Origin of the sequence: Legionella dresdenensis (assembly GCF_042649825.1) — a bacterium.
Lineage (GTDB): Bacteria > Pseudomonadota > Gammaproteobacteria > Legionellales > Legionellaceae > Legionella_C > Legionella_C dresdenensis.
On sequence record NZ_JBHSAB010000029.1, the window covers coordinates 73,147 to 99,784 of the forward strand.

The following is a 26,638-nucleotide window of genomic DNA, read 5'->3' on the forward strand; positions in this document are numbered from 1 at the left end:
AATGCATAAAAAATAGATAACACATCATTATATCTGTTTAAATATTTTAGACAAAGAAATTTTGACAGTCCGCTGTTTTAACATCAGTATTCACTTCCTGGCCGCGAGGTTTAAACAGGGTAAAAGTAGAAACCTCTCTCAGCGAAACATTAGGACTGTCATCTACAAACGCTATTTCCAGCTTCGATAATGGCGAATGAGACAATAACAGTTTTTCCAATACCTGGTATTCAAATAACAGCTTTGCAAAAGCGATATCAGGCAAGCTGCAAAACTGATCATAATAGAATAAATTGAAGTATTCGTTAATTAATTCCATTAAAACAGCCTGATCGATATCCGGCCCCGGCTGCCATTGCTTAAGCGCTTCGGCAAGCGCCGCATCAGGCTGAAAGCCCTCAGCCATAAAACGCAATGCCCGGATAACACGTCGTGGATCCTCATCCAGTCTTGCTACCGGATCGCCCAGCATACGCAATCGACGTGCTTTAATATCTTCAAGAGCAAAGCCGCATAAATCATAATAATTGCCATCCAGTCCCCACAGACCTGCTGTAATGCTAAAATCATAAGCGGCGAGATAAATGTCAGCATGGCTATCTTTAGTCATTGCCGCTTTACTGTTAATCTGATATTTGGCTGTTTGAAAGTATGATTTAAGCTCTGCAAGCGATGTCGTTTTATAATAACTACAGGTATCAAGCGCACGATTTCCGATCGCTGGTAATCCAAAATGCTTAAGCACATTATTAATTGCAAAAGTGCCTCTGACATAATAGCTTAGCTCAGCCATTACGGCCTCAATCCCATAGAGAGCCGTCAGGTATCGCCCAAATTCCGGATCAACCAAATCAGCCTGTACTGGCTCTGCAACCGGCGGGCTTTCGATTGGCGCTGAGATTTTCTGCTCTAAATCAGAAGCTATTTCTGCAACAGGCGGCATTAAAGGCGGGATCGACTCATTTTTTTTCAGTACGGTTTGTACTTTAGTACGGATACGTTTCCCTATTTGCAGCGCCGGGATAAGAGGAGTTATTGTTAATTCCAGCGATAGTTTGCCATTTGAATCAGGTTTTTCATCAATTTTAAGGATAGCAGCCTGAGCCTTTGGCCTGGTCAGTTCTTTTTGCAAATCGCTTAAAATACTGGCGTTAAAAAGTGCTCGGGTTACATAAATCTCCTCTGATTTCACTTGGGAAAATTTAAAGCTCCATCGCTTATCAAAAGGCGGCATAGTTACTGTTAATTGAGTTTTTTCTTTATTCCATGTCAATGTAATATCACTGCAAGCGCCAAACTGATTACTAATCGAGGCTTCCCAGGCAGCACTATCAACTTTTACCCCGGAATTGCTGACATCAAATAATTCCGCTTGATTGCTATTTAGCCAATTTTTTTGTTGTGGACTCCAGAAAGCAGAAAAATCAGCCAGATTTGCTGTGATAATATGAGCTACAGGCGCCAGATCAAATTTAGCAAGATCGCAGTTTTTCAATAATTTTTTTAATAAATCCGGATTTTTTTCCAGCAGTTGAATCCCATCTGGCCGTGTCAGAATTGCCTGAGTTATTGCTGGGTGTTGTAAAAATTCAGCACTCACCAGATCAATCGCTTTTACCGGAATTTCCTGATTTGTCTCTGGATCGAAAGCAACGGTTTCCGCTGCATCCAGATAAGCAAAATCAATCATATCGATAAACTCAGGGAAAGCGGTTATGAATTCCCGGCATTTTGGATTACGGATTACAGCCAGTAACGCGGAGTCATAGATTACTCTTTTTTCGCCAACGTCACAGGCATATTGCCATGTTTCTTTACTGAGCTTCGGGTAAAACTGAGGATTGGCAAGAATAAAAGCAAAATCAAAAAATTTAAAAAACATATACGCTAAATTATATTTAATTCCTTTTTCTCCGCCATCCGTTTCATGCTTTTTCATACTAAAGAAAGCAGACAAATCCATTTGCGCAACAGCCGGCCGTAGTAATTCACCGGTATACGCACGGCTTATAGCTGTTTGCATCCTGCTCTCTATATTGGATGGATCCAGTGTTTTTAATTGCTGTTCAAAATAGGCGCGAATAGCGGGATATATTGCATCTGTTGTAACACCGGTTGTTGATGTTTCTTCTGAGAAAGAATACTCTGCACGCCTTTCTACTTCTACCAGTGCAAGATAGCATTGCACTTCGAATGACAGGTCTGTGGTTGCGGCCAGATTAGCGGTGATAATCCTGCGCAATTCGGGTGAATCAAGTTGTAACAGGTTATTTTTATTCATTTCAAGAAAAGCCCTGAAAACCTGTCTCTGGCTTTCAAGGATCTTTATGCCTGCGGGATCAGTAAGTAAACGCCTGGCTAATGGTTGAAAGCTCACTAAAGCTGAGCTTAAATAATTAACCATCGGCTCGCCTCTGTTGGTTGCTCGGAAAGCCTGGCCCTGGCGATTTGTAATTTCTATTCTAACGCTGCTGATTACACCTGTTACGGTGTTGATATAAGAAAAATCAATCAGGTTTACAAGAGCAGGATATCGAGCAAATAGCTGCAAACAATCCTCGCTTCGCATTATCGCAGCTAAGGGCGACTCTTTATATGGTATCTTGTCTATTACTAACGAACCTGTATCGTGTAATATTTGCCCGGTTACGGCATTTAACAAAACAGGATGGTTATAAAGAAACGGGATGCCGGCATAATGAATCATCAGTAGAAACAGATTTCCCTGAAAACCAGGCAGTTCAATTTTGCTTGCGAGTAAATCCTCCGGGTTTTGGCCTGGACTGAGTTCGGCCTTAACCGCTTTAATAATATCTTCTTTCTCCGGGTTAACCAATTGTTCAATCTTTGCAATGAAATCGGCCATAGCCTGATCAACATTTTCAGACGCATTTTTTGCTTTTTCGACCAAGTCTTCTGATAATCCACTAACAGGCTTGTAAGTTTGGGGAATCAGCATTAATTTATCCAAATCTTTTAATATATTTGCTGAATTTTTTTTCTTCGTCATATTAGATCTACCTCGAGCTGAAACTATACGCTTATCACCTCCATGTAATGCTTGTCCTTCAGCAGCTGGCGCTACGATTGAGTTTTCCAGTTTTGAAACAGGAGAGACGAGATCCGGACGGTGTTGCAATAACCAGGATCGTTGCTCGCCCCGCCAAAAAGTTGAAAAAATTTTCAGATTATTTTTAATAATATGCTCAACCGGCAAGAAATCAAAGTTTGACAAATCTCTGTTTTCCAACAGCACCCGCAATATTTGCGGGTATTTTTCCAATAACAGGATTCCGTCAGGTTTGCGTAACAGGGCCGCAGAAAAAAGCGGGTGCCGCAGATGAGCTGCGGATAAGGCCGTAACGGCTGGAATTTCTTTAATCTCCTCTATCGAGCTCGCTGTTTTATTATCTATATTTGCAATGGATTTTGCTGTGATGAAATAAGTAAAATCAATTAAATCCGTGAAATCAGGGAATGCCTCAACAAATACTTGCCATTTGGGGCTTCGTAAAATTGCCAGTAGTGGGGAGTCCTCCCTGATGCCCTGACTGCTTTGTTGTGTGCAGACATGCATTAACGCGTCGCTTGTAAGCGCAGAGCAGTATTTTGGATTTTCGCTAAGAAATCCCATACTGAAACTATTCAGTAACAGGTAAGCTATGTTGAATTGGCCAAAAGATGTTTCTTTTATAATTCTGAGAAAATCGGCCAAATCAAAATCCGCTATTTCCTTACGGCCAAGCTCTCCCATTATCTGGAGAAATTGAAACATATTTTCCCGCTTGACCTCATCTTCATGCTTACCGTTAGCAGTTGTGATTTTAATATTTTCTGCATGGCGCTGAGCATACTCTACCAGATCGGCATATAGAGCGCTTACGGATAGTCCGCTTGCAGAGCGGATTTCGGGAAATAAATACTTACCCTCCATAAATACTATTTTTGCGGCAGCCAGTTTCGCTATTAATGAAAAAGGCAGCTCATTTAACACTTCAAGATTGGGTGTGATTAATTGACTCAACATTGCCCGATCAAAAGAATCTAAAGAGTTTTCATTATTTACTAGAAACTTCTTCAGCAAGCGGGAATTAGCTTTTAAGGCATTAAAAATTTCTGGTTTTTGCAGTAGATTTATGGCAACTGTTGTACGATTTGCCGTTTCGGAACCTGCCTGTTCATTACCTTCCCTCTTTTGCTGATTTTGTGTCATAAAGCTCTCAGTATTAAGATTTAAGGATAAAATTTGTGTGGTAAATAGCCAAAAAGACAGAAATAATACAGGGTTAATTGGAAAAATACAAAAGCTTTATGTTTTGAGCATGAATAAGGCTACTTATTTGCGGATTAACCAAACATAATTATCAACACCAATTTCCCCGGCTGTTCCCATAACACTACGCTCATGTCTGGCCAGGGTAGTTTGTTCGCAGGAATTATAAACTGTCTGCACTTCATGCTCGCTCACACTATAAGGCGGCCCAGCCTGTTTATTTTGATCGTAACTTAATGTTTTCAGCAAACCGCATGCGTCAGGTTTCAACCATTGCAGACATTTCGCCACATAATCAGCCCGCAATTTTTGGGGTAACGCAACCAGTGCGGCGCGATCATAGAAAGCATCCAGCGGGGGAATGGCTGAATTATCGAGAGTAAAAATATCGCCTGACCAGATTGTCAGTGCATCATTAGAATAACAGCAATGTTGCCCATTAGGGTTTTTATGCAATATGAGTCCGTTTTCGGACATAAACTGCTCAATTGCCAGCTCGCTCAGCTCAATGCCGACAACCCGATAGCCTCGCTCGACAAGCCAGAGCAGGTCAAGGCTTTTGCCGCATAGAGGAACCAGCACCGTTGCGTTTTTGGCCAGTTTTAATTCTGGCCAGAATCTAATCAGATCAGCATTGACTTCATTGCGGTGGAAGGGTAATCGCCCTTCCAGCCACAAGTCCTGCCAGAATTGTTGTCCTCTGTTCATTCAACCGTAACTGATTTAGCCAGGTTACGCGGCTGATCCACATCGGTTCCCTTCGCAACTGCAACATGATAAGCCAGTAATTGTAACGGAATGGTATAGATAATAGGCGCAGTCCAGGAACCGCAACTTGGTACCGGAATTAACTTGGCGCCGTTTGGCTCCCAATGCTGTGAATCATCAACAAAGACGAATAACTGACCGCCACGCGCACTCACCTCATGCAGGTTTGATTTCAGCTTGTCGAGCAATTCATCATTGGGCGCAACCGCGATAACCGGCATATTCTTGTCAACCAGCGCAAGAGGGCCATGCTTTAATTCACCAGCCGGATAGGCTTCAGCATGAATATAGGAAATTTCTTTCAGTTTAAGCGCACCTTCCAGGGCCACAGGATATTGCACCCCGCGTCCTAAAAACAATGCGTGTGATTTATTAACGAAATCGGGAATCAGCGCTTCAATCTGATCATTCATCTTCAGCGCCCGCTCACAGCACAGAGGCAATTCACGCAATTGTTCCAGTACTTTCTCCGCTTTGTCAGTTTTACACAAAGCGGCAGCCAGCATTAATAATGCCGCGAGTTGAGTAGTAAACGCCTTGGTTGAGGCAACGCCGATTTCGGTACCGGCCCGAGTCAGGAATACGCAATCAGCTTCTCTCACCATCGAGCTGGTTGCTACGTTACAGATTGCCAGCGTAGCCAGATAGTTAGTCGCTTTTGCCTTGTGTAAGGCAGCCAGGGTATCGGCTGTTTCACCCGATTGGGAAATGGTGATAAACAAAGTATTGTCAGAGACGACTACATCGCGGTAACGGTATTCACTGGCAATTTCAACCTGAGCAGGAATGCCGGCCAGTGATTCCAGCCAGTAGCGGGCAACCAGTCCAGCATGGTAACTGGTTCCGCACGCTACAATATGAATCTGTTTAACCTGGGGGAAAATGGCAGCGGCACGTTCGCCAAAACTGGCTTTTAAAACATCAAGGCTTGCCACCCGCCCTTCAAGGGTATCGGTTAACACCTTGGTCTGCTCATAAATTTCCTTGAGCATAAAATGACGATAAGGGCCTTTGCTGACCGCCTGGCTATCGTTCTCAAGCCGGTGACTCTGGCGCTTGGCCGGTTTATTATCGACATCATAATAATTAATTTTGCCATTGAGCAGATGAGCGCTGTCGCCTTCCTCAAGATAAACCACTGACTGGGCAAATCCTCGCAATGCCAGCGCATCAGAGGCAATAAAGTGTTCACCCAGCCCCAATCCGACAACCAGCGGGCTGCCTTTGCGAATAGCAACCAGTTCATGCGGCCGTTTCTGATGGATAACGCCCAGAGCAAAAGCGCCATGCATCATAGTTGCCGCTTCCTGTACTGCCTGCAGCAAATCTTCATGCAGCATATATCGGGAGTGAATCAAATGGGCGGCAACTTCGGTGTCGGTTTCCGAAGTGAACTCATAACCCTGAGATTTCAGTTTCTGACGTAATTGCTCATGATTTTCAATAATACCGTTATGCACCAGTGCAATTTCACCATGGGAGATATGGGGATGGGCATTCAATTCACAGGGTTTGCCATGTGTTGCCCAGCGAGTATGCGCAATCCCGGTCGTACCGGCAACGGATGTTTCTTCCATAGCATCTGCCAGGGCCTGTACTTTCCCCTGAATCCGAACTCGCTTTAACCGGCCGCTCTTATCAATAACAGCGATTCCCGCTGAATCATAACCGCGATATTCCAGACGGCGTAATCCTTCCAGCAAAACACCACTGATGTCACGTTGTGACACAGCCCCCATTATCCCGCACATAGTGACTCCTTAACCGGCTACAAAATCCACGATTATGACATACTTTATCTGCAAAACCTATGCACTGCCTGGCATTTGGCAGTCCGCCTGATAACCATGCTGTTTCATTGTCTGGCAAATTTCATAGGCAAGATAATTATGCGCCCTTGTTGACGGATGAATTTCATCCCAGAACAGATAATCCTCCTGATTGTCGCATACATGATAATTCTTTTCATCGGGCGCAAAATCCGGATCGCGATAGCGCAATAACTGTGCATAATGCAAGACATAGTTGCCGGCAAAAGGTGAGTTAGCTATAGGCTGAAATGATGTCAATTTTACATCAATACAGGCATTACTCACATTACGAAAACCATAATCTGCCGGGTTTTGCAAAGCGTTGCGCACAAATTGCTGCATGTCGATATAGAGGAAGTCAACAGCCGGCATTGTCCGCTGCCAGTCGCCGACTCGTTTCTCAAGGCGTTGGTTATGCAGTGCGACAGCTGAATTCAGTACGTCTTTATCCGTTGTATAGACAAATTTAGGGGTATAACCAATTTCCGGCAATCCCAGGACAATAACATGTTGTGCGCCTGCCTGTATCAGCCTGTGCGTGGCCGCTTCCAGTCCGTCAAGCACATTATCAACATATCGGCTCATAATTGCAGGATTATAATTGTCTTCAAATTTCAGGACATTGACGTAATCGTTAGCGCCGCTAAACACGAAATAAACTGTCTCCGGATCAAGCTTTGGATTCACTAACAAATAAGCCTGCACGGTCATTCCCAGACTTGGCGGAATCAATTTACCCACAACCAGGGTTTTTAAGGTATTAATCGGATGGCGGATCAAATTCCAGACTGTCAACTGATAATCATAAGTAACCGCCCAGCTGCCGCCAAAAGCCTGATTGTAGTAAAATCGCTGGTCTTCGCGATCAACGCCTAGCATAGGCGCCAGATATTCATTCCAGATTCGGCCATTGGAAAAATGCGCCTGCCAATAGGGGTCAGCCGGAATAACCGGCACGCTGCGTACTTTGCTAATGAGTGTAGCAAGCAATGGCCCAAGATCCTGATCAAAAAAATGGTTAACTACTTTGATGCCTGAATCCAGCACTGTTTGCGGAACATGATAGGCAGCGGCAAAGTCATGCATTTTATTGATCACAAACACTTTAAAAGGGTAAACCAGATAAGCCGGGCTTTCGTCCTTGCGCAGGCTTTTCAGCAAATGGTTAACATTTCCATTATCTGACAGACTGTCGCCGAAAATAACCATCGATTTGACCGGTATCGCGGCAGTCAGGGTTAACGGAATAAAAAAAACGATAAAACAGAGTACTGCACACATCCTTGTGTGGTATGTCATATTTGCTCCTTGCTGTTATTGTTCTTTTTCAGCTCCTGTTTTTCATTAAGCGCTGTTTATCCCGCTGCCAGTCACGCTCTTTGATGGTATCGCGTTTATCATGAGTCTTTTTCCCTTTGGCCAGAGCAAGTTTCATTTTGACTTTATTGCTGCGCCAATATAAAGACAATGGTATTAAAGTATAACCCTGCCGTTCAACACTGCCAATTAATTGGCTCAACTCGCGCCGATTAAGCAGCAGTTTTCGGGTTCGGGTTGGATCCGGAAATAAATGCGCGGCTGCGGTTGGCAGCGGCTGGATTTGGGCGCCAAGTAAAAACGCTTCGCCGTATTTCACTATCACATGCGCGTCCGACAGGTTGATTTTGCCGGCACGCAGGCTTTTTACTTCCCAGCCTTCCAGCACAAGCCCTGCTTCATATTCTTCTTCAATAAAATATTCAAAATGCGCTTTTCTGTTTACCGCAATGGTTGCGCTATTGTCTTTGTTTGCCATTATTGTTGCCTTAAAACATGTTTCTTAAATTCGTTGGTTCACTGCCATTAAGCTAAGGATTCTGTCATTCCCGCGAAGGCGGGAATCCATCTCTCAAATTGAGCCTTTACCTTGTTTGATGGATGGATCCCCGCCTTCGCGGGGATGACAATTTCCCGACCTACTATTCAAGCTGATTGCTTAAGTATACACTCTTCCGGAATGGTTATGAAATGGGAAATATGAATGAACATAAACGATAAAATCAGCGATTTTTCTTTCCAGGGCACCAATGGTTTGCAAGCCAGGCTCAGCGACTATCAGGGCAAATGGGTCATTCTCTATTTTTATCCCAAAGACGCAACACCCGGCTGTACAACAGAGGGCCAGGATTTTGGTAATAACTATGCAGAATTTCAAAAACTGAACGCGGTGATTTTCGGTATTTCACGCGATAGTCTGAAATCACATGAGAATTTCAAATGCAAACAGGCGTTTCCTTTTGAATTAATCAGCGATAATGATGAACAGCTTTGCCAGTTGTTTGATGTTATCAGGATGAAATCCATGTATGGCAAACAGGTAAGAGGCATTGAGCGCAGTACGTTTCTGATTGATCCAGCCGGTATTTTAAGGCACGAGTGGCGCAAGGTCAAAGTAGCGGGTCATGTTACTGAAGTATTTAATACTTTGAAAAATTTACAATAATTCTTGACGTTACCCGACAGCCTCAGCAGAATTGGGTTTACTTATAGTTGATGGGGTTAGTTTTATGGATAAGGAAGTTAAGCACCGCAAGTTGTTTGTACTTGATACCAACATTTTGATGAGTGATCCTACTGCCATTTACCGCTTCGATGAGCATGATATCTATTTGCCCATGGTAGTGCTTGAAGAATTGGACAGTCACAAAACCGGTTTGTCGGAAATTGCGCGTAACGTGCGTCAGACTAACCGCATGCTTGACGAATTGATGAGCCATGCCAGCCATGAAGAAATTGTTGCTGGACTGCCCATCCCAAGCTTTGCCAAAAACCAATCCCGCGACACCGGCCGCCTGTTTTTCCAGACTGACGAATTCGAGCAGATTCGCCCGACGGCATTGCCTGGCCATAAAGCCGACAATACCTTGCTGGCAACAGCCCGCGGCTTGCAGAAAAAGCATCCGGATCGCGAAATTGTCATCATTTCCAAAGATATCAATTTGCGGATAAAAGCCGGCATTCTGGGGATACCGGCAGAAGATTATTATAATGATCAGGTTCTGGAAGACGTTAATCTGCTGCATAGCGGCCTGCATATTCTCGACAATGATTTCTGGAGCACGCATGCCAAAGACATGAACGCCTGGCAAGAAAGCGGCAGAACGTTTTACAAAATCAGTGGCCCGCTTATCAGTCAATGGAATCCAAACGATTGCATCAGTACTGAAGATAACCAGTTTCAGGCGATTGTAAAGAAAATCGAAGCCGATCATGTGATTGTCCAGGTCGCACGCGATTATATGCAAGGCAAACATTCAGTCTGGGGAATTACTGCCCGTAACCGCGAGCAGAACTTTGCCCTGAACATGTTGCTTGATCCTGAAATTGATTTTGTGACCTTACAAGGCTCGGCTGGTACCGGGAAAACGCTGCTGACTATCGCAGCCGGATTGACTCAGGTTCTTGATCAGGGCCGCTATAATGAAATCATTATGACGCGCGTTACTATCCCGGTCGGCGAAGACATCGGCTTTTTACCCGGAACTGAAGAAGAAAAAATGACGCCCTGGATGGGGGCGCTTATGGATAACCTGGAAGTTTTACACAGTTCGCAGGAAGGCGGCAGCTTTGGCCGAAATGCTACCCAGGATCTGCTTCAGAATAAAATCAAAATCCGCTCATTAAATTTTATGCGCGGCCGAACCTTCTTAAGCCGTTTTATCATCATTGACGAAGCCCAGAATCTGACAGCGAAACAGATTAAAACGCTGGTTACCCGGGCAGGTCCGGGCAGTAAAATTGTCTGCTTAGGCGATATCAAGCAAATTGATACCCCTTATTTGACTGAAACGACGTCGGGTTTAACCTTCGCGGTGGACCGATTTAAGCATTGGGAACATAGTGCGCATATGACTTTAACACGCGGAGAGCGATCAAGGCTTGCATATTATGCCGCTGAGCATTTATAGTACGCGTTTTACAAGAGGATAAATAATGAACAACCAAGCAATCACTTTTGACGACGTGCTTCTGGTTCCTGCTTATAACCACCATGAGTCCAGACGTGTGGTCGATATCAGCATGACCGATCGTCTGGGTAAACTCAGCCTGCAACTGCCGGTAATCAGCTCCAATATGGATACCATTACCGAAAGCAAAATGGCGAACTTCATGACCAGTAAGGGCGGAATGGGCGCTTTACACCGCTTTTTAAGCATTGAAGACAATATTAAAGAGTTCAAGCTTTGCCAAGGGCAGGTTTTTGTTTCCGTCGGCTGTACAACTGCCGAACTGGAAAGAGCCGAAGCGTTGCGCGATGCCGGAGCGGATTTCTTCTGTGTCGATGTTGCCCACGCTCATGCCAAATACGTTGGTAAAATGCTGAAAAGCCTGCGTCAGTTATTGGGTGACCGCTGCATTATGGCGGGTAACGTTGCAACATATGCCGGTGCAGATTATCTGGCCTCCTGTGGTGCAGATATTATTAAAGCCGGAATCGGCGGCGGCTCCGTGTGCAGCACCCGAATTAAAACCGGCTTTGGTATTCCAATGCTGACCTGTCTTCAGGATTGCGCCCGTACTGATCGTTCAATCGTTGCTGATGGCGGCATCCGTACTTCTGGCGATATCGTTAAAGCACTGGCTTTTGGAGCAGATTTTGTCATGATCGGCGGTATGCTTGCCGGTACTGAACCTACGCCCGGCGAAGTGATTACCAAAGAGGACGGCAGACAGGTAAAACGCTACCGTGGTATGGCGTCACGTGAAGCGCAGGAGGACTTTGTCGGCCAAATGCAGGAATGGAAAACGGCCGAAGGCGTTTCAACAGAGGTCCCTTTCCGTAATAACCACGATAATATTATCGCTGACATTACCGGCGGACTACGCTCAGGTTTAACTTATGCCGGTTCGGATACAATCTCTGAACTGCAACGTAAGCTGGATTATGTTATCGTCACTCAAGCCGGCCGTCTCGAAAGCCTGCCGCACAAACTGATGGAAGTTTAAATCGCTGCCGTCATCTTAAAGGGGAGCCCGCTTTCTCTGAGATGGCGGTACCCCCCACCGCTACTATTTTCAATTCTTATTGGCAGAAAAATTTAATCTGACCTATATTTTATTAGCCTTCTTACAAACGCCTCTTGAAGCTTTTACTGCAGTAATACTCATTATTGTTATGGAGAATAATATGAGAATTATTAGAGCATTAGAACCCAGGGACAATACTGCAATCGCTGAAATCATCATTAGTGTATTGGCTGAACACGGTTTTACCAACCCTACAAACGGAGGCTATGATCGAAATAATCTGCCAGAAAAAATCCGGGATCTTTACTCATTTATTCGCAAAAACAATGGTTCTTATTATGTGATCGAAGACACAGAAACCAATAAAATACTTGGCGGCGGCGGTTATATTATATCCCCTGGCCCTGTGTCAGCGCACTATTCTGCCAATGTTCTTTTCTTCAACCATCATCAAAGAACAATTTGCTCATTGGAAAAATTTTATTTATTGCCTGAAGCACGCGGTACTGGACTGGCTGAGGAAGTATTTAAACGATTACAGAAATCTGCTTTTCTGAAAGGGTTAAATGCCATGTATGTGAGTACCGAACCCTGTTTAAACAGAGCAATAAGCTTCTATAAAAAAATGGGATTTATGGAGATCGAACCCCATAAAAAAAATACCGTAAGACTGGTGCACCGCCAGCACCGGGCAGCAGAGCCAGTGCCCGAAGAAAAGTCCGTAGGTTGGGTCGTTTGACCCATAGCTGTCGCTATAAACCCATATCCGTTCGGCCTGAGGAAAATGCGGAGCATTTGTCTCGAAGGCTTGGCACTATACCACAGGCTTCGAGACAGCGCTAAAGCGCTTCCTCAGCCCGAACGATGTGGTGAAATGTAGAAATTTAATTAACTTGACGGCTATGGAGCGTTTGACCCAACCTACGACGCCCTTTCCTGTACCAATCCAAGAAATACTAAACCCAGCAGTAAATACAATGGCAATATTGCCAGCGCAGTATGGAATCCTGTCAGCGTAAACCGGGTCACACCGTCAACCATTTGCGCACCCGATAAATCAAGCAATCTGCCGATTAGCGGCTCGGTTAAGGCATCAAGAAAGGCATCACTGGTATTGATCATTGCAATAACTGTTGCCGTCAGGCAAAGCTTGTTAGTTTCTTTGCCTATGGTAAATACCAGCATAAACGCCCCGGTGCCAAGCCCAAACAGAAATAACTGGCTGCCAGCGACTAATAAAGAGGATGAGGGGTAGTAAATAACCATGGTAATGGTTATCAACGACAACAATAAGCCGGCAAACATCACTTTGCGGCGTGCGTTAAGACGCTGTGCCAGCAAACCGGACAGCGGACTGCCTATGCCAAGTCCGATAAAGACCAGAGACATTAATGACGAAGCCTGAGTTTTATCGATCAGGTAAGCCTGCTGCAAAAACGGATTACCCCATAAGCCGCCGAAAACTGCCAGCGGAGAAAACGCAAATCCGCTATACAAGGTTAACAACCAGTTCTGCTTATTTTTCAATACTGTCATGATATCGCTAAAATTTAGCGGTGTTTGCACAGCAGATTCTGGCTGGGAATCCCGCACTGCCAATGCAAAGATAAACGCAAGCGCCAGGCCAAATACGCCCACCAGCAATAAACAATCGCGCCACCCCAGCCAATCGGTTAATAACGACAAGGGAGTCTGGCCAAAAACAGCACCCAGCATCACTGCTGTCGCCAGTAAACCACTGACAAAAGAATAATAACGGGCCGGAAACCACATCGCTGCCAATTTCAGATAAGAAACCGTGGCAAAGGCAACACCCATCCCCATTAATGCGCGGGCAACTCCGGCATAAAACTCACTGTACATCTGGGAAAATATCAGCGCACCCAGAGCACAACAGCCAATTGCAAGCGATGTCAGCAGGCGAGAACTGAATTTGTCCATTAAGATTCCGACAAATAACTGAGTTATCATATAGGCATAATAAAAAGTAGCCGCCAGATTACCCAGGCCGGTTCCAGTCAGTTTAAATGTCTGCATTAATTCATCGGTGATAATACTGGGGAAAATCTGTAACACATATTTATAAAACAGAAATAAAGCGCATAAGCCGACAACGAAACTGGCATAGGCCAAACCGGGGTTTTTCTTAGATAGTGATGTCATAATTATTCTCAAAAACGGTTAATAAACTGAATAACGTTTTATCGTAGCCGGTGGGGAGCCTGCTCTGGCGTTACGATAACAGAAGCCGCCAGGACAGGCTGCTAATGAGAATAATAATGCTGACCATGAATAATGACATAACAGCAACAACAGACTGTTTGAATCTGTGCTCTCCAGATGAGAATCTGTTGCTGGTTAACTTCATGCTTTGCCTGAATCTGTTACATTGTGTCCAGTATATCGCTCATGCTCAAATTATGTCAACAATTTTGTAAGTTGGCCGTTTAACCTCAACATGTTGAAAACTCGCATTTTTCACGATTTGAGGTATATAATTTACTCATACAGGTTTAGCTAATAATAAGAGGAAATATCCAATGAACAGGGATGATTTCTGGTGTATGCGACGGGGAAAACAATTGGCGGTTCTTTCCAGTGAAGACGAGCATTTACTGTCGCCTATCAACCTGCGCAATGGCAAGCGCCATAAAGCGCTCCTTCTGCTTCATGGCTTTTCATCTTCGCCAGCCGTTTACCGCCTGTTATTAAAACACCTGAAGCATTATGACGCCTTGGTCGCGCCGGTTTTACCTGGGCATGCGGAGAACCTGGCGGCATTTGCCAATATGAAAGCGGCGGATTTATTCAGTTATGTCGAGAATACCTGCAGCCAGCTAATCAATGAGTTCGAGCGTGTTGATGTGCTGGGGTTATCAATGGGGGGCTTGCTTGCCTGTCATCTCGGCATGCGCTTTAAACTTAATCATTTGTATCTGCTGGCGCCAGCGTTAGATCTGCACCTTAATCTCGAACAATCCATCAAACTGGCGCAAGGGTTACAATGGTTGGGATTCAGGCAGTTTCGCAGCGCAGCGGGCAATCTCTACACCTCCTCCGCCTGTGAAATTGCCTATCGTCAGTTACCGCTCCCGGCCATTATTGAAATACTGACCATCATTAAACATTTTAAACTGGGGCCATTATCCTGCCCGGTCGATTTATTCCTCGGCGTCCACGATGCGGTAGTTGACTCCCAAAAAGTAGCCCAACAGTTCGCCAATCAACCCGACGTTACCTTGCATTGGCTGGAAAACTCAGCCCATGTACTCCCCTTGGACGGCGATCTGGATTTAATTATAAATACCATGACGAAGGAATGAGGCACAATGCATTAATACGTTTGTTTGTTATAGCGATCGTAATCCCTTAAATCGTCAATATTCCAATCCCGCATATCAAGTACAGAACCATTGTTCGCCATGAAATCCATTTTCATATCCGGAATCTTGAAGAAATAGATGTCGCTGGCATCCATAGCCAGTGTATGCTGCTTTTCAATCGCTGTTATCTCAGCGACTGAACGCCCATGGGTTTTGACAAAGGATCTGCGGGCGCGTAAATAGCGGCCATTAAATCGTGAACTGTCCCATAACTCCACATCCAGCTTATCAACAATACCGCCTAGTTGCAGGAAAGAATGGCCGCGGGCGCGAATAACCAGTCGATTGCTCTTGATCCAATACATGCTGAACGAGCCATCACCGTCAATAATCAAATCAGACAGGCCAACCACACCGACCAGCTGAACCTTGGGGTTACCAGTCATAGCCAATTGCAGGTTTTGCGCTTTCACGCCTTTAATTTCAACATACCCTTCACCATTAACCTCCAGCCTGCGCAGATTAATATCTCCCGCCAGCGTGGTGCGGCCTGAATTGGTAATGATAAGATCAAGCAATCCAGAGCGCAGATGCTGGCCAGTTATTCGGCCTGAACCAGTATAAGTAAAGCCATTCAGAAACCGGCCTCGAATATCCGCATTCACTGACCCAAACTGGTTATTTGGAACCTGAATTATCAGGGTATTATTCTGAACAACCGTTGTTGTCTGTGCCAATGCCCTCGGATCGCCTGACAAAATTACTTGGGGTTTCGAATAGCCAGTATGCAAATTCACATTAACAGTACCAGTCACGGTAACACGGTTAAAAGACGAAACCGTGCGTGTTTGAGGACTCTTGGCAAGCGCTATTGGCTGCGCTCCATGCTGACGCAAGGCAGCGTTGCGCGCACAACCAGCAGCAACAACCGCGAGCAGTATGACCAGAAAAAGCCGTTTTAACATGAATATAATTCCAAATTAATCAATCTTGTTACATTAAAAGAAGTTGGTTCAATGCGCAAGCTTAACATTGCATGTATTGTTTTGATGTATAGGATTTTCGACGAAGGGTGGCGAGGTGAGCTGCAGTTCTTAGCGCGCAGCTTGCGAGCACTAAAACTGCAGGTTACCTTGACAGGACCCTGAGACACTGGTTTTCAATAGGGCACTTAAAGCGCTGAACTCAATCTTTTTATTAGAATAGATAATGAGTATTGGGTTTTACAGCCAAACTTATTCTTTGCTGGTAAAATCGGAAATACCTACCATCGCCGGGCATCCCTGGTAACGATTAGCCTCCGGGGCTTTATCAACCAGAGCAGTTAACGATTCGGCCGCAGGAATCAATGGCGGCAACTGGATATATACTTCTACCAGCATGCCATTTTTGCAGCCAAGATATATTTTGCGTGCATTTTGGGCGCCAAACGACTCATTTATTTTTTCCTGCAATTGCGCGCGCGGAATTCTTTCGCCAACATGCTGATGCAAATAAACCCCAAACGGAGTGGAATCCGCTTCACTGGTTAACCGCATTGCTAACGTGAAATAATCATCAGCTGATAAAATCTGGCAACTGCCATGTTTATTCCATTCATGACGCTCAAGGCAACTGCCATGAGCGTAGCTTGGCATTAAGACTTTTAATTTTGCTCCGACCTGATCACTCAGGGGCAAGGGCGGATAATCGCAGTGATGCGCCTGGGAAGAAACACCGCAAAAACCGTAATGTTGACCACAGGCATTCTGATTCGGCCATAAGCCATGTAACACCAGATGACTCGCCTGATAAGACTCAACCGGTAAATCACGGCATTCGGCCTTACCTGCTTCGTAGCCATACGTTTCACAAAATGCAGGCTGTAAACTGAGGGCAAGAACATAAGAGTCTGCAAGGCCCGCGCTTTGCTGGCAACCACCGCCCTGGCTACTGTCATAAATAGCTTCTCCGCATTCAGCGCTGACCCAGCGCAGCGGATATTGACCATCGCCAATCACAATCCTGAACCAGTCGGGATCCCGCGTACGGTTAATTTCTTTCAGTTGATAACTTGTCTGCGGTAATATTGTCAGGTTATCAGGGTTGGTTTTCTGATTTTTCGACAAATAAGCCGGGCAAACCTGTTTAGCGTCAAACGTACCGGAAACATTTGCTGCATGCAGCGGTAATGTACAAAAAAAGGCGAATAGACAATATCCTATATATCGCATTGAAAGCATCCTGGCTGAGATATTACATGACCAGAGTATACTGATAAAATCTCAAGACATCTACACAACCTGACCAGCTGCCCACCCTGAAGCCCAGGCCCATTGAAAATTATAACCGCCCAGCCAGCCGGTCACATCAACAACTTCACCGATAAAATACAAACCTGGAGAGTTTTTTACTTCCATAGTTTGTGATGACAGAAAACGGGTATCAACACCGCCCAGGGTCACTTCCGCCGTGCGATACCCTTCGGTAGCATTAGGTTTTATCTGCCATTGCCCGAACAAGGCGCCAATTTCCAATAGTTTTTTATCAGTAAATCCCTGCAGTTTTTTTTCCAGCAACTCATCCTCAACAAAAACCGGCAGTACCCGCTTGGGCAAATTGCGTTCAAGATATTGTTTCAGCCGCATTGCCGGCGTTGCTTTTTTAGCCGCGAGCAATTGCCCGGACCACAGATTTTCAGGATCAAGATTAATCGTCAGCAACTCCCCTGGCCGCCAGTAAGAAGAAATCTGCAACATGGCAGGACCGCTTAACCCGCGGTGGGTAAATAACATGTCGAGCGTAAATGACTGGTTGTTACAGCTTGCCTGGCAAGGCAGAGCAATACCTGATAACTGACTGTATTTTTCTTTATCTTCAGGCTGCAAGGTAAAAGGTACAAGCCCTGCCCGGGTAGGCAATACCTCGAGGCCAAATTGACTGGCAATTTGATAACCAAAAGGAGTAGCGCCCATGGTTGGAATCGACAAGCCTCCGGTCGCAATTACGAGCGATTCGCAACCAATTTTTTCACCATTATTTAATTGGACAAGATAGGAATCCGCTGCTTTTGTAACTGCTTTAATGGCGGTATTCAGCCTGATTACAACATTTACCTGATCACATTCCTGTAATAACATGGCAACAATATCGGATGATTTATTGTCACAAAATAACTGGCCATGGGATTTTTCATGGTATGGAATACGGTATTTTTTTACCAGCGCGATAAAATCCGCCGATGTGTAGCGTTTCAGCGCTGATTTACAGAAATGGGGATTGGCAGAGAGATAATTATGCGGCTCAATGGTGTAGTTGGTAAAATTACACCGCCCCCCGCCCGACATCAGAATTTTTTTTCCGGCTTTGTTGGCATGATCAATGACCAGCACTTTTCGCCCACGTTTACCGGCCTCAATCGCACACATAAGCCCGGCGGCACCCGCACCAATAATTATTATATCCGGATCATTCATAAAACAGAATTGAAAAAAATTTAGTATTCTTGCCTGCCGGCAGAACCGCTCAGGCAAGAAAAAGAATTGATTTACGCTTCAGTAACGCTTTCAGCTTGCAGCCCTTTATCGCCTTTAGTTACTTTAAATTGAACTTTTTGACCTTCTCTTAACGTTTTGCGGCCCGCATCACTTACGATGTTGCGGAAATGCACGAAAACATCATCTTGACCATTGTCACGGCTGATAAAACCGTAACCTTTATCATCGCTAAACCATTTAACAATACCAGTTTCTATAGCAGACATTATACTTTCCAAAAAAATTAAACAAACACATACGCTCGACAATTTGAAGTGGAATCGCACGATTTAAACGAGAGTAACACGCGATTAGGTTGACTAAAGCAGGGTTTCACGATTAACAACGATTTTCACCATAAACAGCAGATGTATGCTTTTTAAGTATAACCTATTATGGTGTAAATTGCGATGGCATGAGATAAAAGTTTAAATCACAATTGAAAATTGGTAATTCTGGGCTTTGCACAGGACAATTCTTTTGCATTACAAAGGCAGAGGGGTCCATGAAAGAGATTACACTATTAAGAATAGATTTCGCAAAGAATATATTCCAGTTAAAAGAGTTTTGGTGGATCATATTCAAAACAAATTTCTAAATTCTCTTGTGGAATGTAATAAGGATAATCTCATGCAAATCACTATAGAAAAAAAGTGCGCCACTTACGAACTGGCATCGCGTCTTATTCAAGCAGCTATTGAGCATGCAAAGACACTCAATTTATCTATCTGTGTAGCAATTGTTGATCCCACAGGACATTTAATTGCATTTGCTAAAATGGATGATTGCTGTTTAATTGGCATAGGGACTGCCCAAGGCAAAGCTTACACCGCAGCCAGAAGTGGACTGAATACTCGTGATTTTTTAGCTTATTTGAAAGAAAACGAAGTTAACATAACTAGCTTGCAAGAAGAGAAGCTAGTGATCATTGCGGGTGGACTACCTATTCTTTATCAAGGGGCCTTAATCGGCGGAATTGGTGTTGGTGGCGGTACAGGCGCCCAAGATGAAGAGTGTGCGCAAAGCGCCTTAAACTCCGTACTTCAAACCTAATCTTTTAATTAAATGAATCAAACTTTCATTTTAGGAAATGTACTTATGGATTAATAGGCGGTAATGAGCCCGCTTTTATTTTTTGTTTTGGCGTCTCTTTATACCCGCTTATACACTGCCAAAGCGCTTCCCCTTGCCAGTTATGATTCCCTTGTTGATATAGCGCTTTGGTCAGGCGATTAATTTCCTGTTTGAATCGGGTATCATTGACCAGGTTGGCGATATCAGCGAGATTAATCAGGTATCTTCCTGGCCATTGCCAGTTTGCCCAACGTAATAAGGCCGTGCGTGCCTGTTCTGGCTGGTCTGTCAGACAAGCCTTTTTCAAGCGACTCAAAATACGTTTTTTTCCTTGACTGGCAATACCTGTGCGCTGCAGAAACCACAGCAGCAGAGTCAGTAACCAGACGGCAGCGAAACCGCCTGCTACCCACCAGGCCAGCTCTGAATTGCTCTTATTATCATGAACTGTTATTTCATTCTGCCTGGTAGTCTGTTTGGGAGTTGACTGTTGCTGCGTAGTTGTATCGGTGTGTTCCGATTTGGCTTCCTTCTGCTCCGCTGAGCCGGTTATGTTAAGCGCCAACTCAGGCAAAGTGGCGACTTCTTCTTTGCCTGTCTCGGTATTAAACCAGGGTAATTTAACTGCCGGCAGCGTCACGGTCCCCGATTTGTTTAATAAATAAGTCACTTTAATCTCTGAAGCGCCGATCACAGTTCCTTGATTCACTCGATTTTTTTCTACCGGTTTGTCAGGATAAACATTAAAACCATCACCGCTTTGAAGCGTTAATTTGGGAATTAACTGAGCTGGGGCGCCAGTTGCCTGAATTGTAATGGTGCGGATCAGGGTTGAGCCTTGCGGCAGCGTAGAAGTATTGTGGTCATACTGCTCCTGCAGGCTCACCTGGCTGGCAGGGAACCAGGCGCTGCTGGATGGTAACGCTGGTTTCACATTCAGAGTAAGGTTATCGCCGCTTAAGTTAACCCGGCGTGGGCGGCTGTCATAAATCAGCGCACTGTATTTAGGAGGGGTGATTTTAATTTTTCCGCTTTTCTGCGGGAAAATAGCGTATTGCTGTTCGTTTACCTCATATACCCGGCCATGTTCAACAGCCTGAGTGACTTTGACATCACCCAATGGCATTAACAGAGCATTCTCCACTTGCGGCTGCTCATATTTTCCATCGAGCAGACGGACGCTGTTATAAAGACGGATAGTATAAGTGACCTGCTGATTAATATAAGGCTCACTCTCGCTCGCTTGCGCCGTTAATATCACATCCTCTTGCTCTGCCTGCCCCAGATTGGGATCAGCTGCATTATTCTGACCGGCGCTCACAACTATAGTCTGAGCTTGTGTCTGCTCACCGCCTATTTGCAACGGAGGAATAGTCAGTGTACCGGCGCGTTTGGGTTGCAGAATGATAGTCCATTGATTGCTGGCGGCAGTCCTGCCATTAATAATACTGTAATTGGTACTTTGCCCGGTACTGAGAATATCAAAATCCGCCTGCAGCGGCGTTAAATCTGGCACGCCGGCCTGCGCATCATCACTGCTGATTAACAAACGAAAGCTTTCTCCAACCGCAAGTTTGGCAGCATCGATTTGCATCGATATTTCCGCCTGTGCAGTTGTAATAAAAAACAGGTATAACAGAGCCAGTTTAATTATTCGTTTCATTGGTACCACCCACGCTGTCGGCGAATATAGTCTCTTAAAAATTTCTCTCTCAGCAATCCGCCCGGATCATCGGGAATCAAACGCAACCATTGTTGTTTGGCCTGTTCTTTTTCCTGTTCATCCGCTGATTGCTGTTGGTCAGAAGATTCTTTTTGCTGTTGCTGATCAGTCTGCTGCTTTTGCTGATCTTTTTTTGCAGCTTGCTTGTCTTTTTGCTTTTGATGCGCCTTGCTATCCTGACCCTGCTGATCGTTTTTATCTTGCTGTTTATTTTGGTCTTGCCGGTTTTGCTGATCAAAATTTCGCTGGTTATCTTGTTGCTGGTTGTTCTTGTCGCCTGATTTATCGCGCTGATTGTTTTTATTTTGGGATTGGTTGTTTTCTTTGTTCTGTTTATCGTCTTTTTTATCTTGTTGCTGTTGTTCTTGCTGCTGTTGCAGCAGTTTCTCTACCAGATTGCGATTAAACTGCGCATCCTGATCATGGGGATTAATTGCCAACGCGTTATCATAGGCTTTAAGGGCTTCTTCGTATTTACCCATATGGGCAAGGGCATTGCCAGCATTATAGTAGCCGCTGCCGCTCTGCAAGGATTCAAAATTTTTGGCGGCCTGCTGATAATTACCAGAGCGATAGGCAGCAGTCGCTTGCCAATCCTTCTGGCGAAACAATTGCCCGGCCTTTTTATATTGACCTTTTGCCATCAGCTTTTGCGCCTGCTGATCGGGAGTAGACCATAAGTCATGCCAGAATGAAGCATTCGCTTCACCAGCAATCAACAGTAAGACTAAAATTATACTCTTTTTCATGCGTCAATCCTTTGTATCCAACCGCGTCTGAATACCGGTAGCCAAAGAATTATCGCTGGCAGTAAAAACCAACGCCCTTCATCACGCCAGACAGGAATATCGTCCTGCTCCGAGCGCGCATAATCGCCAGAACCCGTTTTATCGTTTAGCCATTGCTCCAAATCATCTGACGTACCGGAATAGGGCACCACCTCTCCGCTGCCGGCTTCAGCCAGCGGTTTATATAACGGCAACAAAGTTTTATCAGCCACCATAGGCATAACGGAAGTATAAATTCCCTGCATCGCCAATTTTTCTGCTTCGTCTGCAGCATCCGCAGGAGGGGTTGAGGCGGTCAACACTAAAATCCGTCCTTGTTTAAACCCTGCCTGTTCGATTAGTTTGGCCGCTTCAACCAGCGCAGTATCAAGACGCTGGCCATCGACCGGCATAATATCCTGCGTCAATGATGATAATAACGAGATAATAGTCTGACCATCATCGGTCAGAGGCGATACAACAAAAGGCTCGCCGGTAAAAACAACCATACCAAATTGCCCCACATCGCGCCGGCTGAATAAATCCTGTAATTTAAATTTGGCTCGAGTCAGGCGGTCAGGAGTTAAATCGGTTTCAAACATGTTGTCAGACATATCCAGGACAACAACCCGCGCCTGTACCTTCTGAAAAGCAGGAACCGGTAATTTTTGCCAGGCAGGTCCTGCTAATGCTATTACCATGAATAAGGCGGAGATAACCAGTAATAACAGAGCAGCATGCCTTTTGCCTGCGTCATTATCACTCACCAGGTGAGCCAGCAAATGGGAATCACAAATCGCATGCCAGGACTGCAAGCGTGGATTTTGCCGCCACATACGCCAGGCAAGAAGCAGCAATGGTATAATTGCCAATAACCACCAGGGCCTTAAAAAATGAAAATCAGCCAGCATTGGTTAACCTCTCGCTTCCAGTGAATTTCTTGGGCCGGAAAGTCAGCAAACCCGCCTTAGCGGCAAGCCAGCATTGCATTAAAATCATCGCGGCGGCCAGTAACCAGGGATAGTATTCTTTCTGCGGGCGTATTGAAGCCTTATCCTGTTTAACGGCTTCGAGCTGGTTGATGGTGCCATAGATTTGCTGCAATGATTGCGAGTCAGTTGCCCGGAAATATTGTCCGCCAGTCATATCAGCAATTTTTTTCAGGGTTTTCTCATCCAAATCAGCACCGGCATTCAGATTAAAAAACGGATCGCCATAAGCTTGTGGATCTGCCTCGGCACCTAACCCGATGGTATATACTTTGATCTTGTCATCTTTAGCCAGTTCAGCCGCTTTTAGCGGAGCCAAAACCCCTGAGTTATTAGCGCCATCGGTCAATAAGATAATCACCCTGCTTTTAGAAGGCACATCCTGCAGCCGTTTAACCGCTAACCCTAATGCATCGCCAATAGAGGTTGTTTTGCCGGCCAGGCCGACTGAGGCATCCTCAAGCCGCAATAATACATTGCGGCGATCGTAGGTGAGCGGAGTTTGCAAATAGGCCTGACTGCCAAACAGAATCAGGCCAATGCGATCCCCTGCCCGTTCCTCGACAAATTGCTCCGCTGCCCGTTTGACCACGGCTAAACGGCTGACCGGACGGCCATGGAGTTGCATGTCGTTTAATTCCATACTTCCAGACAGATCAAGCACCAGCATAATATTACGGCCTTCACGAGTCAGTGCGAGCGGCTCGCCTACCCAACGCGGACCTGCAGCAGCGCCAATCATCAATAACCAGCTTAACAGTAGCACACCGATATGCCCGTGTTTCACCAACGCGGGTTTTCTTTGCGCAATAGCGGCCTGTAATGGAGTAAAAAACGGAATTTTTAATGCGGCGGGTAATTTAATCTCGGCTCTGGGAATTAAAAACCATATTAATGCCGGGAGAATAATTAATGATAAAATCCAGGGGTTGGCAAACTCAAACATGGCTTTTCCTCCGCTGTTTTATCCATGCCTCAGCTCGGGTAAACAAAGGTTTCAGATTAACCGTATCGACCGCATTCTGATAAGGAAGCAGAAGCAAATTATCACGCACTGCATTGAAATTAATATTTTTACCAGTCTGATTTAGAAATTCAATCCACGCCTCTCCCTGTAAACCGGCAACATTGCTACGTGGAAAATGTGCCAATGCAACCCGTCGCAGCAGTTCAGAAATACGGGCACTGATCGCAGCCGGTTTCTGTTGTTGCTGCAGGTACTGCTGATAGTAATCAGCCAGCATTTTTAACGCCTCACGGCGGGCGCGCCCCTGACGGTGTTTGCGGCAAGCCCATATAATGATTGCAGTCAGCCCGAGAACGAGTAAAATTATCAGTACATACCAGCCCGGCGCCAATGGCCACCAACCGACTGGCTGAGGTATATGAATATCACGCAATTGGGCTAATGGGGCGGCATCAGGCATGCTTCCTCCGCGGGAAAGTCTGATGAACCAACCGTGCCAAATCCATATCCGCGGTAACGCGCTGATATTGAATCTGCAATCGTCTGAACATGGCATCAGGCGTCATTGTGTGCTGGTCGCACCAATTCTGATAACCCTGACAGGTCCGGTTATCCGTTGTTTCAAGCAGCATTTCGCGCTGACCATCAGTAATTGCATATTGTGCCGGTGGCGGCGGCGCCAGCTCAAGCGCATCACAGATATGATAAGCCAACACGTCATTGGATAAACGCAAACGTCCCAAATGCTTTTCGGTATCGCTGTCCAACTGATAAAAATCGCTGATTAGCACCAAAATACTGCCTGGCCTGGCAACACGCCGTAAACGGATTAAGGCTTCACTTAAATTGACTGCTGGCGCCGTGGAATCGGCAGCCTGGGAAAATTGGCCGGTATAACGGCTCAGCGTTGACAGCAGCGGCAAAATTGCCGTTTCACGGCTTCTGGGGATGAACTCATTATGTTGCTCGGCAGAGTAGAGCAATGCGCCCACCCGATCGCCTTGTTTGATGGCAGTCCAGGCAATCAGAGTTGCGAGTTTTGCGGCAATTACCGACTTAAAAGCCACTCGGGTCCCAAAATACATGGACGGGTTAAAATCCGCCAGCAGAACCACTGGCCGCTCCCGCTCTTCCTGATAAACTTTGACATGAGGACGACCCGTGCGCGCAGTTACCCGCCATTCCATATGACGGATTTCATCGCCGGCCTGATAATTACGCACTTCGGCAAAATCCATTCCCCTGCCGCGGCGGCGCGACAGGTGGTTACCGGCTTTTAGCACTTTGCCTTCCGGTTGATAAGACACTTTGCGGGCAAAGCGCTTCAGACTAATCAGTTCATCAAGTTCTGCGACTAATCCCTGATTCATAACATCACCTTACTTAGGGGATAGCAACCAGACGTAACATAGTTGCAATAAAATCATCGGTATTGATGCCTTCCGCTTCTGCTTCATAGCTCAGTAAAATGCGGTGCCTTAAGACATCATGAGCAATCACATGGATATCTTCTGGCGTGACATAATCCCGGCCAGCAAGCCAGGCGTGCGCTTTCGAGCAGCGATCGAGCGCAATGGTAGCTCGCGGACTGGCGCCATAACGCACCCAGCGGGCAAGCTCCGGTCCATAAGGTTCAGGATTGCGGGTTGCAACAACCAGTTGCACAATATAATTTTCGAGCGCAGTACTGGTATGGACTTTTAATACCTGACGGCGCGCCTCAAACAGGTTATGCTGGCTCAGCGGCTTCAGAGCTGTTGTTTTTTCAGCGGCGATTCCCATAGCTTCCTGTCTGGCGAGAGTCAGGATGTCGCGTTCAACCATGGCATCTGGATAATTGATTTTGACATACATCAAAAAGCGATCGAGCTGGGCTTCGGGTAATGGATAAGTACCTTCTTGTTCGATCGGGTTCTGGGTCGCCATCACCAGAAATAGCTCAGGCAACGGATAGGTTTTACCGCCGATAGTGACTTGTCTTTCCGCCATGGCCTCCAGCAGCGCAGCCTGGACTTTGGCGGGAGCTCGATTGATTTCGTCAGCGAGCAGTAAATGGTGGAAGACCGGCCCGGGCTGGAATACAAATGAGCCATCCTGCGGGTGGAACACATCGGTACCGGTCAAGTCGCCGGGTAACAGGTCCGGAGTAAACTGAATGCGGTGGAAATCGCCTTCAACCACAGAAGACAATTCTTTGACTGCCCGGGTCTTGGCAAGCCCTGGGGCGCCTTCAACCAGTAAGTGTCCATCCGCAAGCAAAGCAATTAATAAACGTGATATCAAAGCCTGTTGGCCAAGAATCCGTTCATTGAGATAATTTTTTATCTGCAGTATTTGTTGTTGCATGATCTGCGTTTCACTAAGGTCGAGTTGCTCCATTTATCACACCCTGTGCAAAAAAATCTTATCCTAACGTGAAAA

General features: G+C 45.6%; 23 protein-coding genes. 6 read left to right on the forward strand and 17 right to left on the reverse strand.

All coding sequences use genetic code 11. From position 1 onward, the window contains the following. Positions 1 to 46: 46 nt before the first annotated feature. From ACFORL_RS11930 to smpB, 5 genes are all read right to left on the reverse strand, one after another. A complete protein-coding gene (locus ACFORL_RS11930) occupies positions 47 to 4,213 on the reverse strand; it encodes a hypothetical protein (RefSeq protein ID WP_382344326.1) in 4,167 nt (1,388 codons plus the stop codon). Positions 4,214 to 4,336: 123 nt separating this feature from the next. Next, positions 4,337 to 4,981, reverse strand: a complete 645-nt coding sequence (locus ACFORL_RS11935) for a thiopurine S-methyltransferase (protein ID WP_382344328.1) — start codon at positions 4,979 to 4,981, stop codon at positions 4,337 to 4,339. After that, positions 4,978 to 6,792 (reverse strand): glutamine--fructose-6-phosphate transaminase (isomerizing), encoded by a 1,815-nt coding sequence (gene glmS / locus ACFORL_RS11940; protein WP_382344330.1) that lies wholly within the window; start codon positions 6,790 to 6,792, stop codon positions 4,978 to 4,980. Before glmS ends, ACFORL_RS11935 begins: the two co-directional genes overlap by 4 nt. Positions 6,793 to 6,849: 57 nt before the next feature. After that, a complete protein-coding gene (gene plaC / locus ACFORL_RS11945) occupies positions 6,850 to 8,151 on the reverse strand; it encodes a lysophospholipase/glycerophospholipid:cholesterol acyltransferase PlaC (protein WP_382344332.1) in 1,302 nt (433 codons plus the stop codon). A 28-nt stretch (positions 8,152 to 8,179) separates the two neighbouring features. Beyond that, on the reverse strand, positions 8,180 to 8,647 hold the full coding sequence (smpB, locus tag ACFORL_RS11950; protein ID WP_382344334.1) for an SsrA-binding protein SmpB: 468 nt from the start codon (positions 8,645 to 8,647) through the stop codon (positions 8,180 to 8,182). A 225-nt stretch (positions 8,648 to 8,872) separates the two neighbouring features. Here smpB and ACFORL_RS11955 point away from each other — a divergent pair, with 225 nt between their 5' ends. From ACFORL_RS11955 to ACFORL_RS11970, 4 genes are all read left to right on the forward strand, one after another. Continuing rightward, on the forward strand, positions 8,873 to 9,334 hold the full coding sequence (locus ACFORL_RS11955) for a peroxiredoxin (protein ID WP_382344336.1): 462 nt from the start codon (positions 8,873 to 8,875) through the stop codon (positions 9,332 to 9,334). Between the two features lie 64 nt (positions 9,335 to 9,398). Beyond that, positions 9,399 to 10,799, forward strand: a complete 1,401-nt coding sequence (locus tag ACFORL_RS11960) for a PhoH family protein (protein ID WP_382344338.1) — start codon at positions 9,399 to 9,401, stop codon at positions 10,797 to 10,799. A 25-nt stretch (positions 10,800 to 10,824) separates the two neighbouring features. Next, positions 10,825 to 11,838 carry a guanosine monophosphate reductase gene (locus ACFORL_RS11965; RefSeq protein ID WP_382344340.1) on the forward strand — a complete coding sequence of 338 codons (1,014 nt, stop codon included), beginning with the start codon at positions 10,825 to 10,827 and terminating at the stop codon, positions 11,836 to 11,838. Positions 11,839 to 12,019: 181 nt separating this feature from the next. After that, positions 12,020 to 12,598 carry a GNAT family N-acetyltransferase gene (locus tag ACFORL_RS11970; protein WP_382344342.1) on the forward strand — a complete coding sequence of 193 codons (579 nt, stop codon included), beginning with the start codon at positions 12,020 to 12,022 and terminating at the stop codon, positions 12,596 to 12,598. 182 nt (positions 12,599 to 12,780) lie between these two features. Here the strand turns inward: ACFORL_RS11970 and ACFORL_RS11975 are convergent, their stop codons facing one another. Continuing rightward, positions 12,781 to 14,022 (reverse strand): MFS transporter, encoded by a 1,242-nt coding sequence (locus tag ACFORL_RS11975; RefSeq protein ID WP_382344344.1) that lies wholly within the window; start codon positions 14,020 to 14,022, stop codon positions 12,781 to 12,783. Between the two features lie 377 nt (positions 14,023 to 14,399). Here ACFORL_RS11975 and ACFORL_RS11980 point away from each other — a divergent pair, with 377 nt between their 5' ends. Continuing rightward, on the forward strand, positions 14,400 to 15,182 hold the full coding sequence (locus ACFORL_RS11980; RefSeq protein ID WP_382344346.1) for an alpha/beta hydrolase: 783 nt from the start codon (positions 14,400 to 14,402) through the stop codon (positions 15,180 to 15,182). Positions 15,183 to 15,193: 11 nt separating this feature from the next. Here ACFORL_RS11980 and ACFORL_RS11985 read toward each other — a convergent pair whose 3' ends face one another. The 4 genes from ACFORL_RS11985 to ACFORL_RS12000 form a co-directional block, all read right to left on the reverse strand. Then, positions 15,194 to 16,147 (reverse strand): GIN domain-containing protein, encoded by a 954-nt coding sequence (locus tag ACFORL_RS11985; RefSeq protein WP_382344348.1) that lies wholly within the window; start codon positions 16,145 to 16,147, stop codon positions 15,194 to 15,196. A gap of 270 nt (positions 16,148 to 16,417) precedes the next feature. After that, positions 16,418 to 17,395, reverse strand: a complete 978-nt coding sequence (locus ACFORL_RS11990; protein WP_382344350.1) for a ribonuclease T2 family protein — start codon at positions 17,393 to 17,395, stop codon at positions 16,418 to 16,420. Positions 17,396 to 17,455: 60 nt separating this feature from the next. Then, positions 17,456 to 18,637, reverse strand: coding sequence for a BaiN/RdsA family NAD(P)/FAD-dependent oxidoreductase (locus ACFORL_RS11995; RefSeq protein WP_382344352.1), 1,182 nt, complete (start codon positions 18,635 to 18,637; stop codon positions 17,456 to 17,458). Between the two features lie 71 nt (positions 18,638 to 18,708). Further along, positions 18,709 to 18,924: a cold-shock protein gene (locus ACFORL_RS12000; RefSeq protein WP_382344354.1), complete on the reverse strand. Its 216-nt coding sequence runs from the start codon at positions 18,922 to 18,924 to the stop codon at positions 18,709 to 18,711. Between the two features lie 253 nt (positions 18,925 to 19,177). Here ACFORL_RS12000 and ACFORL_RS12005 point away from each other — a divergent pair, with 253 nt between their 5' ends. Beyond that, positions 19,178 to 19,750: a GlcG/HbpS family heme-binding protein gene (locus ACFORL_RS12005; RefSeq protein WP_382344356.1), complete on the forward strand. Its 573-nt coding sequence runs from the start codon at positions 19,178 to 19,180 to the stop codon at positions 19,748 to 19,750. Positions 19,751 to 19,793: 43 nt separating this feature from the next. On the opposite strand, the gene ACFORL_RS12010 is transcribed toward ACFORL_RS12005, so the two are convergent. Genes ACFORL_RS12010 through ACFORL_RS12040 form a run of 7 tightly spaced genes read right to left on the reverse strand, consistent with a single transcriptional unit; the run spans position 19,794 to position 26,596 of the window. Continuing rightward, positions 19,794 to 21,434, reverse strand: a complete 1,641-nt coding sequence (locus tag ACFORL_RS12010) for a BatD family protein (protein WP_382344358.1) — start codon at positions 21,432 to 21,434, stop codon at positions 19,794 to 19,796. Further along, positions 21,431 to 22,243, reverse strand: a complete 813-nt coding sequence (locus ACFORL_RS12015) for a tetratricopeptide repeat protein (protein ID WP_382344360.1) — start codon at positions 22,241 to 22,243, stop codon at positions 21,431 to 21,433. Before ACFORL_RS12015 ends, ACFORL_RS12010 begins: the two co-directional genes overlap by 4 nt. Then, positions 22,240 to 23,172 carry a VWA domain-containing protein gene (locus ACFORL_RS12020; RefSeq protein ID WP_382344362.1) on the reverse strand — a complete coding sequence of 311 codons (933 nt, stop codon included), beginning with the start codon at positions 23,170 to 23,172 and terminating at the stop codon, positions 22,240 to 22,242. Before ACFORL_RS12020 ends, ACFORL_RS12015 begins: the two co-directional genes overlap by 4 nt. Then, positions 23,162 to 24,196 carry a vWA domain-containing protein gene (locus ACFORL_RS12025; RefSeq protein WP_382344364.1) on the reverse strand — a complete coding sequence of 345 codons (1,035 nt, stop codon included), beginning with the start codon at positions 24,194 to 24,196 and terminating at the stop codon, positions 23,162 to 23,164. Before ACFORL_RS12025 ends, ACFORL_RS12020 begins: the two co-directional genes overlap by 11 nt. Beyond that, on the reverse strand, positions 24,189 to 24,677 hold the full coding sequence (locus ACFORL_RS12030) for a DUF4381 domain-containing protein (RefSeq protein WP_382344365.1): 489 nt from the start codon (positions 24,675 to 24,677) through the stop codon (positions 24,189 to 24,191). Before ACFORL_RS12030 ends, ACFORL_RS12025 begins: the two co-directional genes overlap by 8 nt. Continuing rightward, positions 24,670 to 25,587, reverse strand: a complete 918-nt coding sequence (locus ACFORL_RS12035) for a DUF58 domain-containing protein (protein WP_382344367.1) — start codon at positions 25,585 to 25,587, stop codon at positions 24,670 to 24,672. Before ACFORL_RS12035 ends, ACFORL_RS12030 begins: the two co-directional genes overlap by 8 nt. A gap of 13 nt (positions 25,588 to 25,600) precedes the next feature. Then, entirely contained in the window at positions 25,601 to 26,596 is a 996-nt protein-coding gene (locus tag ACFORL_RS12040) for an AAA family ATPase (protein WP_382344369.1), read from the reverse strand. Positions 26,597 to 26,638 lie beyond the last annotated feature (42 nt).

Bases quoted from the DNA above. Each gene is read 5' to 3' on its own strand.
- ACFORL_RS11930 (WP_382344326.1), bottom strand. From the start codon at position 4,213: ATGACACAAAATCAGCAAAAGAGGGAAGGTAATGAACAGGCAGGTTCC.
- ACFORL_RS11935 (WP_382344328.1), bottom strand. From the start codon at position 4,981: ATGAACAGAGGACAACAATTCTGGCAGGACTTGTGGCTGGAAGGGCGA.
- glmS (WP_382344330.1), bottom strand. From the start codon at position 6,792: ATGTGCGGGATAATGGGGGCTGTGTCACAACGTGACATCAGTGGTGTT.
- plaC (WP_382344332.1), bottom strand. From the start codon at position 8,151: ATGACATACCACACAAGGATGTGTGCAGTACTCTGTTTTATCGTTTTT.
- smpB (WP_382344334.1), bottom strand. From the start codon at position 8,647: ATGGCAAACAAAGACAATAGCGCAACCATTGCGGTAAACAGAAAAGCG.
- ACFORL_RS11955 (WP_382344336.1), top strand. From the start codon at position 8,873: ATGAACATAAACGATAAAATCAGCGATTTTTCTTTCCAGGGCACCAAT.
- ACFORL_RS11960 (WP_382344338.1), top strand. From the start codon at position 9,399: ATGGATAAGGAAGTTAAGCACCGCAAGTTGTTTGTACTTGATACCAAC.
- ACFORL_RS11965 (WP_382344340.1), top strand. From the start codon at position 10,825: ATGAACAACCAAGCAATCACTTTTGACGACGTGCTTCTGGTTCCTGCT.
- ACFORL_RS11970 (WP_382344342.1), top strand. From the start codon at position 12,020: ATGAGAATTATTAGAGCATTAGAACCCAGGGACAATACTGCAATCGCT.
- ACFORL_RS11975 (WP_382344344.1), bottom strand. From the start codon at position 14,022: ATGACATCACTATCTAAGAAAAACCCCGGTTTGGCCTATGCCAGTTTC.
- ACFORL_RS11980 (WP_382344346.1), top strand. From the start codon at position 14,400: ATGAACAGGGATGATTTCTGGTGTATGCGACGGGGAAAACAATTGGCG.
- ACFORL_RS11985 (WP_382344348.1), bottom strand. From the start codon at position 16,147: ATGTTAAAACGGCTTTTTCTGGTCATACTGCTCGCGGTTGTTGCTGCT.
- ACFORL_RS11990 (WP_382344350.1), bottom strand. From the start codon at position 17,395: ATGCGATATATAGGATATTGTCTATTCGCCTTTTTTTGTACATTACCG.
- ACFORL_RS11995 (WP_382344352.1), bottom strand. From the start codon at position 18,637: ATGAATGATCCGGATATAATAATTATTGGTGCGGGTGCCGCCGGGCTT.
- ACFORL_RS12000 (WP_382344354.1), bottom strand. From the start codon at position 18,924: ATGTCTGCTATAGAAACTGGTATTGTTAAATGGTTTAGCGATGATAAA.
- ACFORL_RS12010 (WP_382344358.1), bottom strand. From the start codon at position 21,434: ATGAAACGAATAATTAAACTGGCTCTGTTATACCTGTTTTTTATTACA.
- ACFORL_RS12015 (WP_382344360.1), bottom strand. From the start codon at position 22,243: ATGAAAAAGAGTATAATTTTAGTCTTACTGTTGATTGCTGGTGAAGCG.
- ACFORL_RS12020 (WP_382344362.1), bottom strand. From the start codon at position 23,172: ATGCTGGCTGATTTTCATTTTTTAAGGCCCTGGTGGTTATTGGCAATT.
- ACFORL_RS12025 (WP_382344364.1), bottom strand. From the start codon at position 24,196: ATGTTTGAGTTTGCCAACCCCTGGATTTTATCATTAATTATTCTCCCG.
- ACFORL_RS12030 (WP_382344365.1), bottom strand. From the start codon at position 24,677: ATGCCTGATGCCGCCCCATTAGCCCAATTGCGTGATATTCATATACCT.
- ACFORL_RS12035 (WP_382344367.1), bottom strand. From the start codon at position 25,587: ATGAATCAGGGATTAGTCGCAGAACTTGATGAACTGATTAGTCTGAAG.
- ACFORL_RS12040 (WP_382344369.1), bottom strand. From the start codon at position 26,596: ATGGAGCAACTCGACCTTAGTGAAACGCAGATCATGCAACAACAAATA.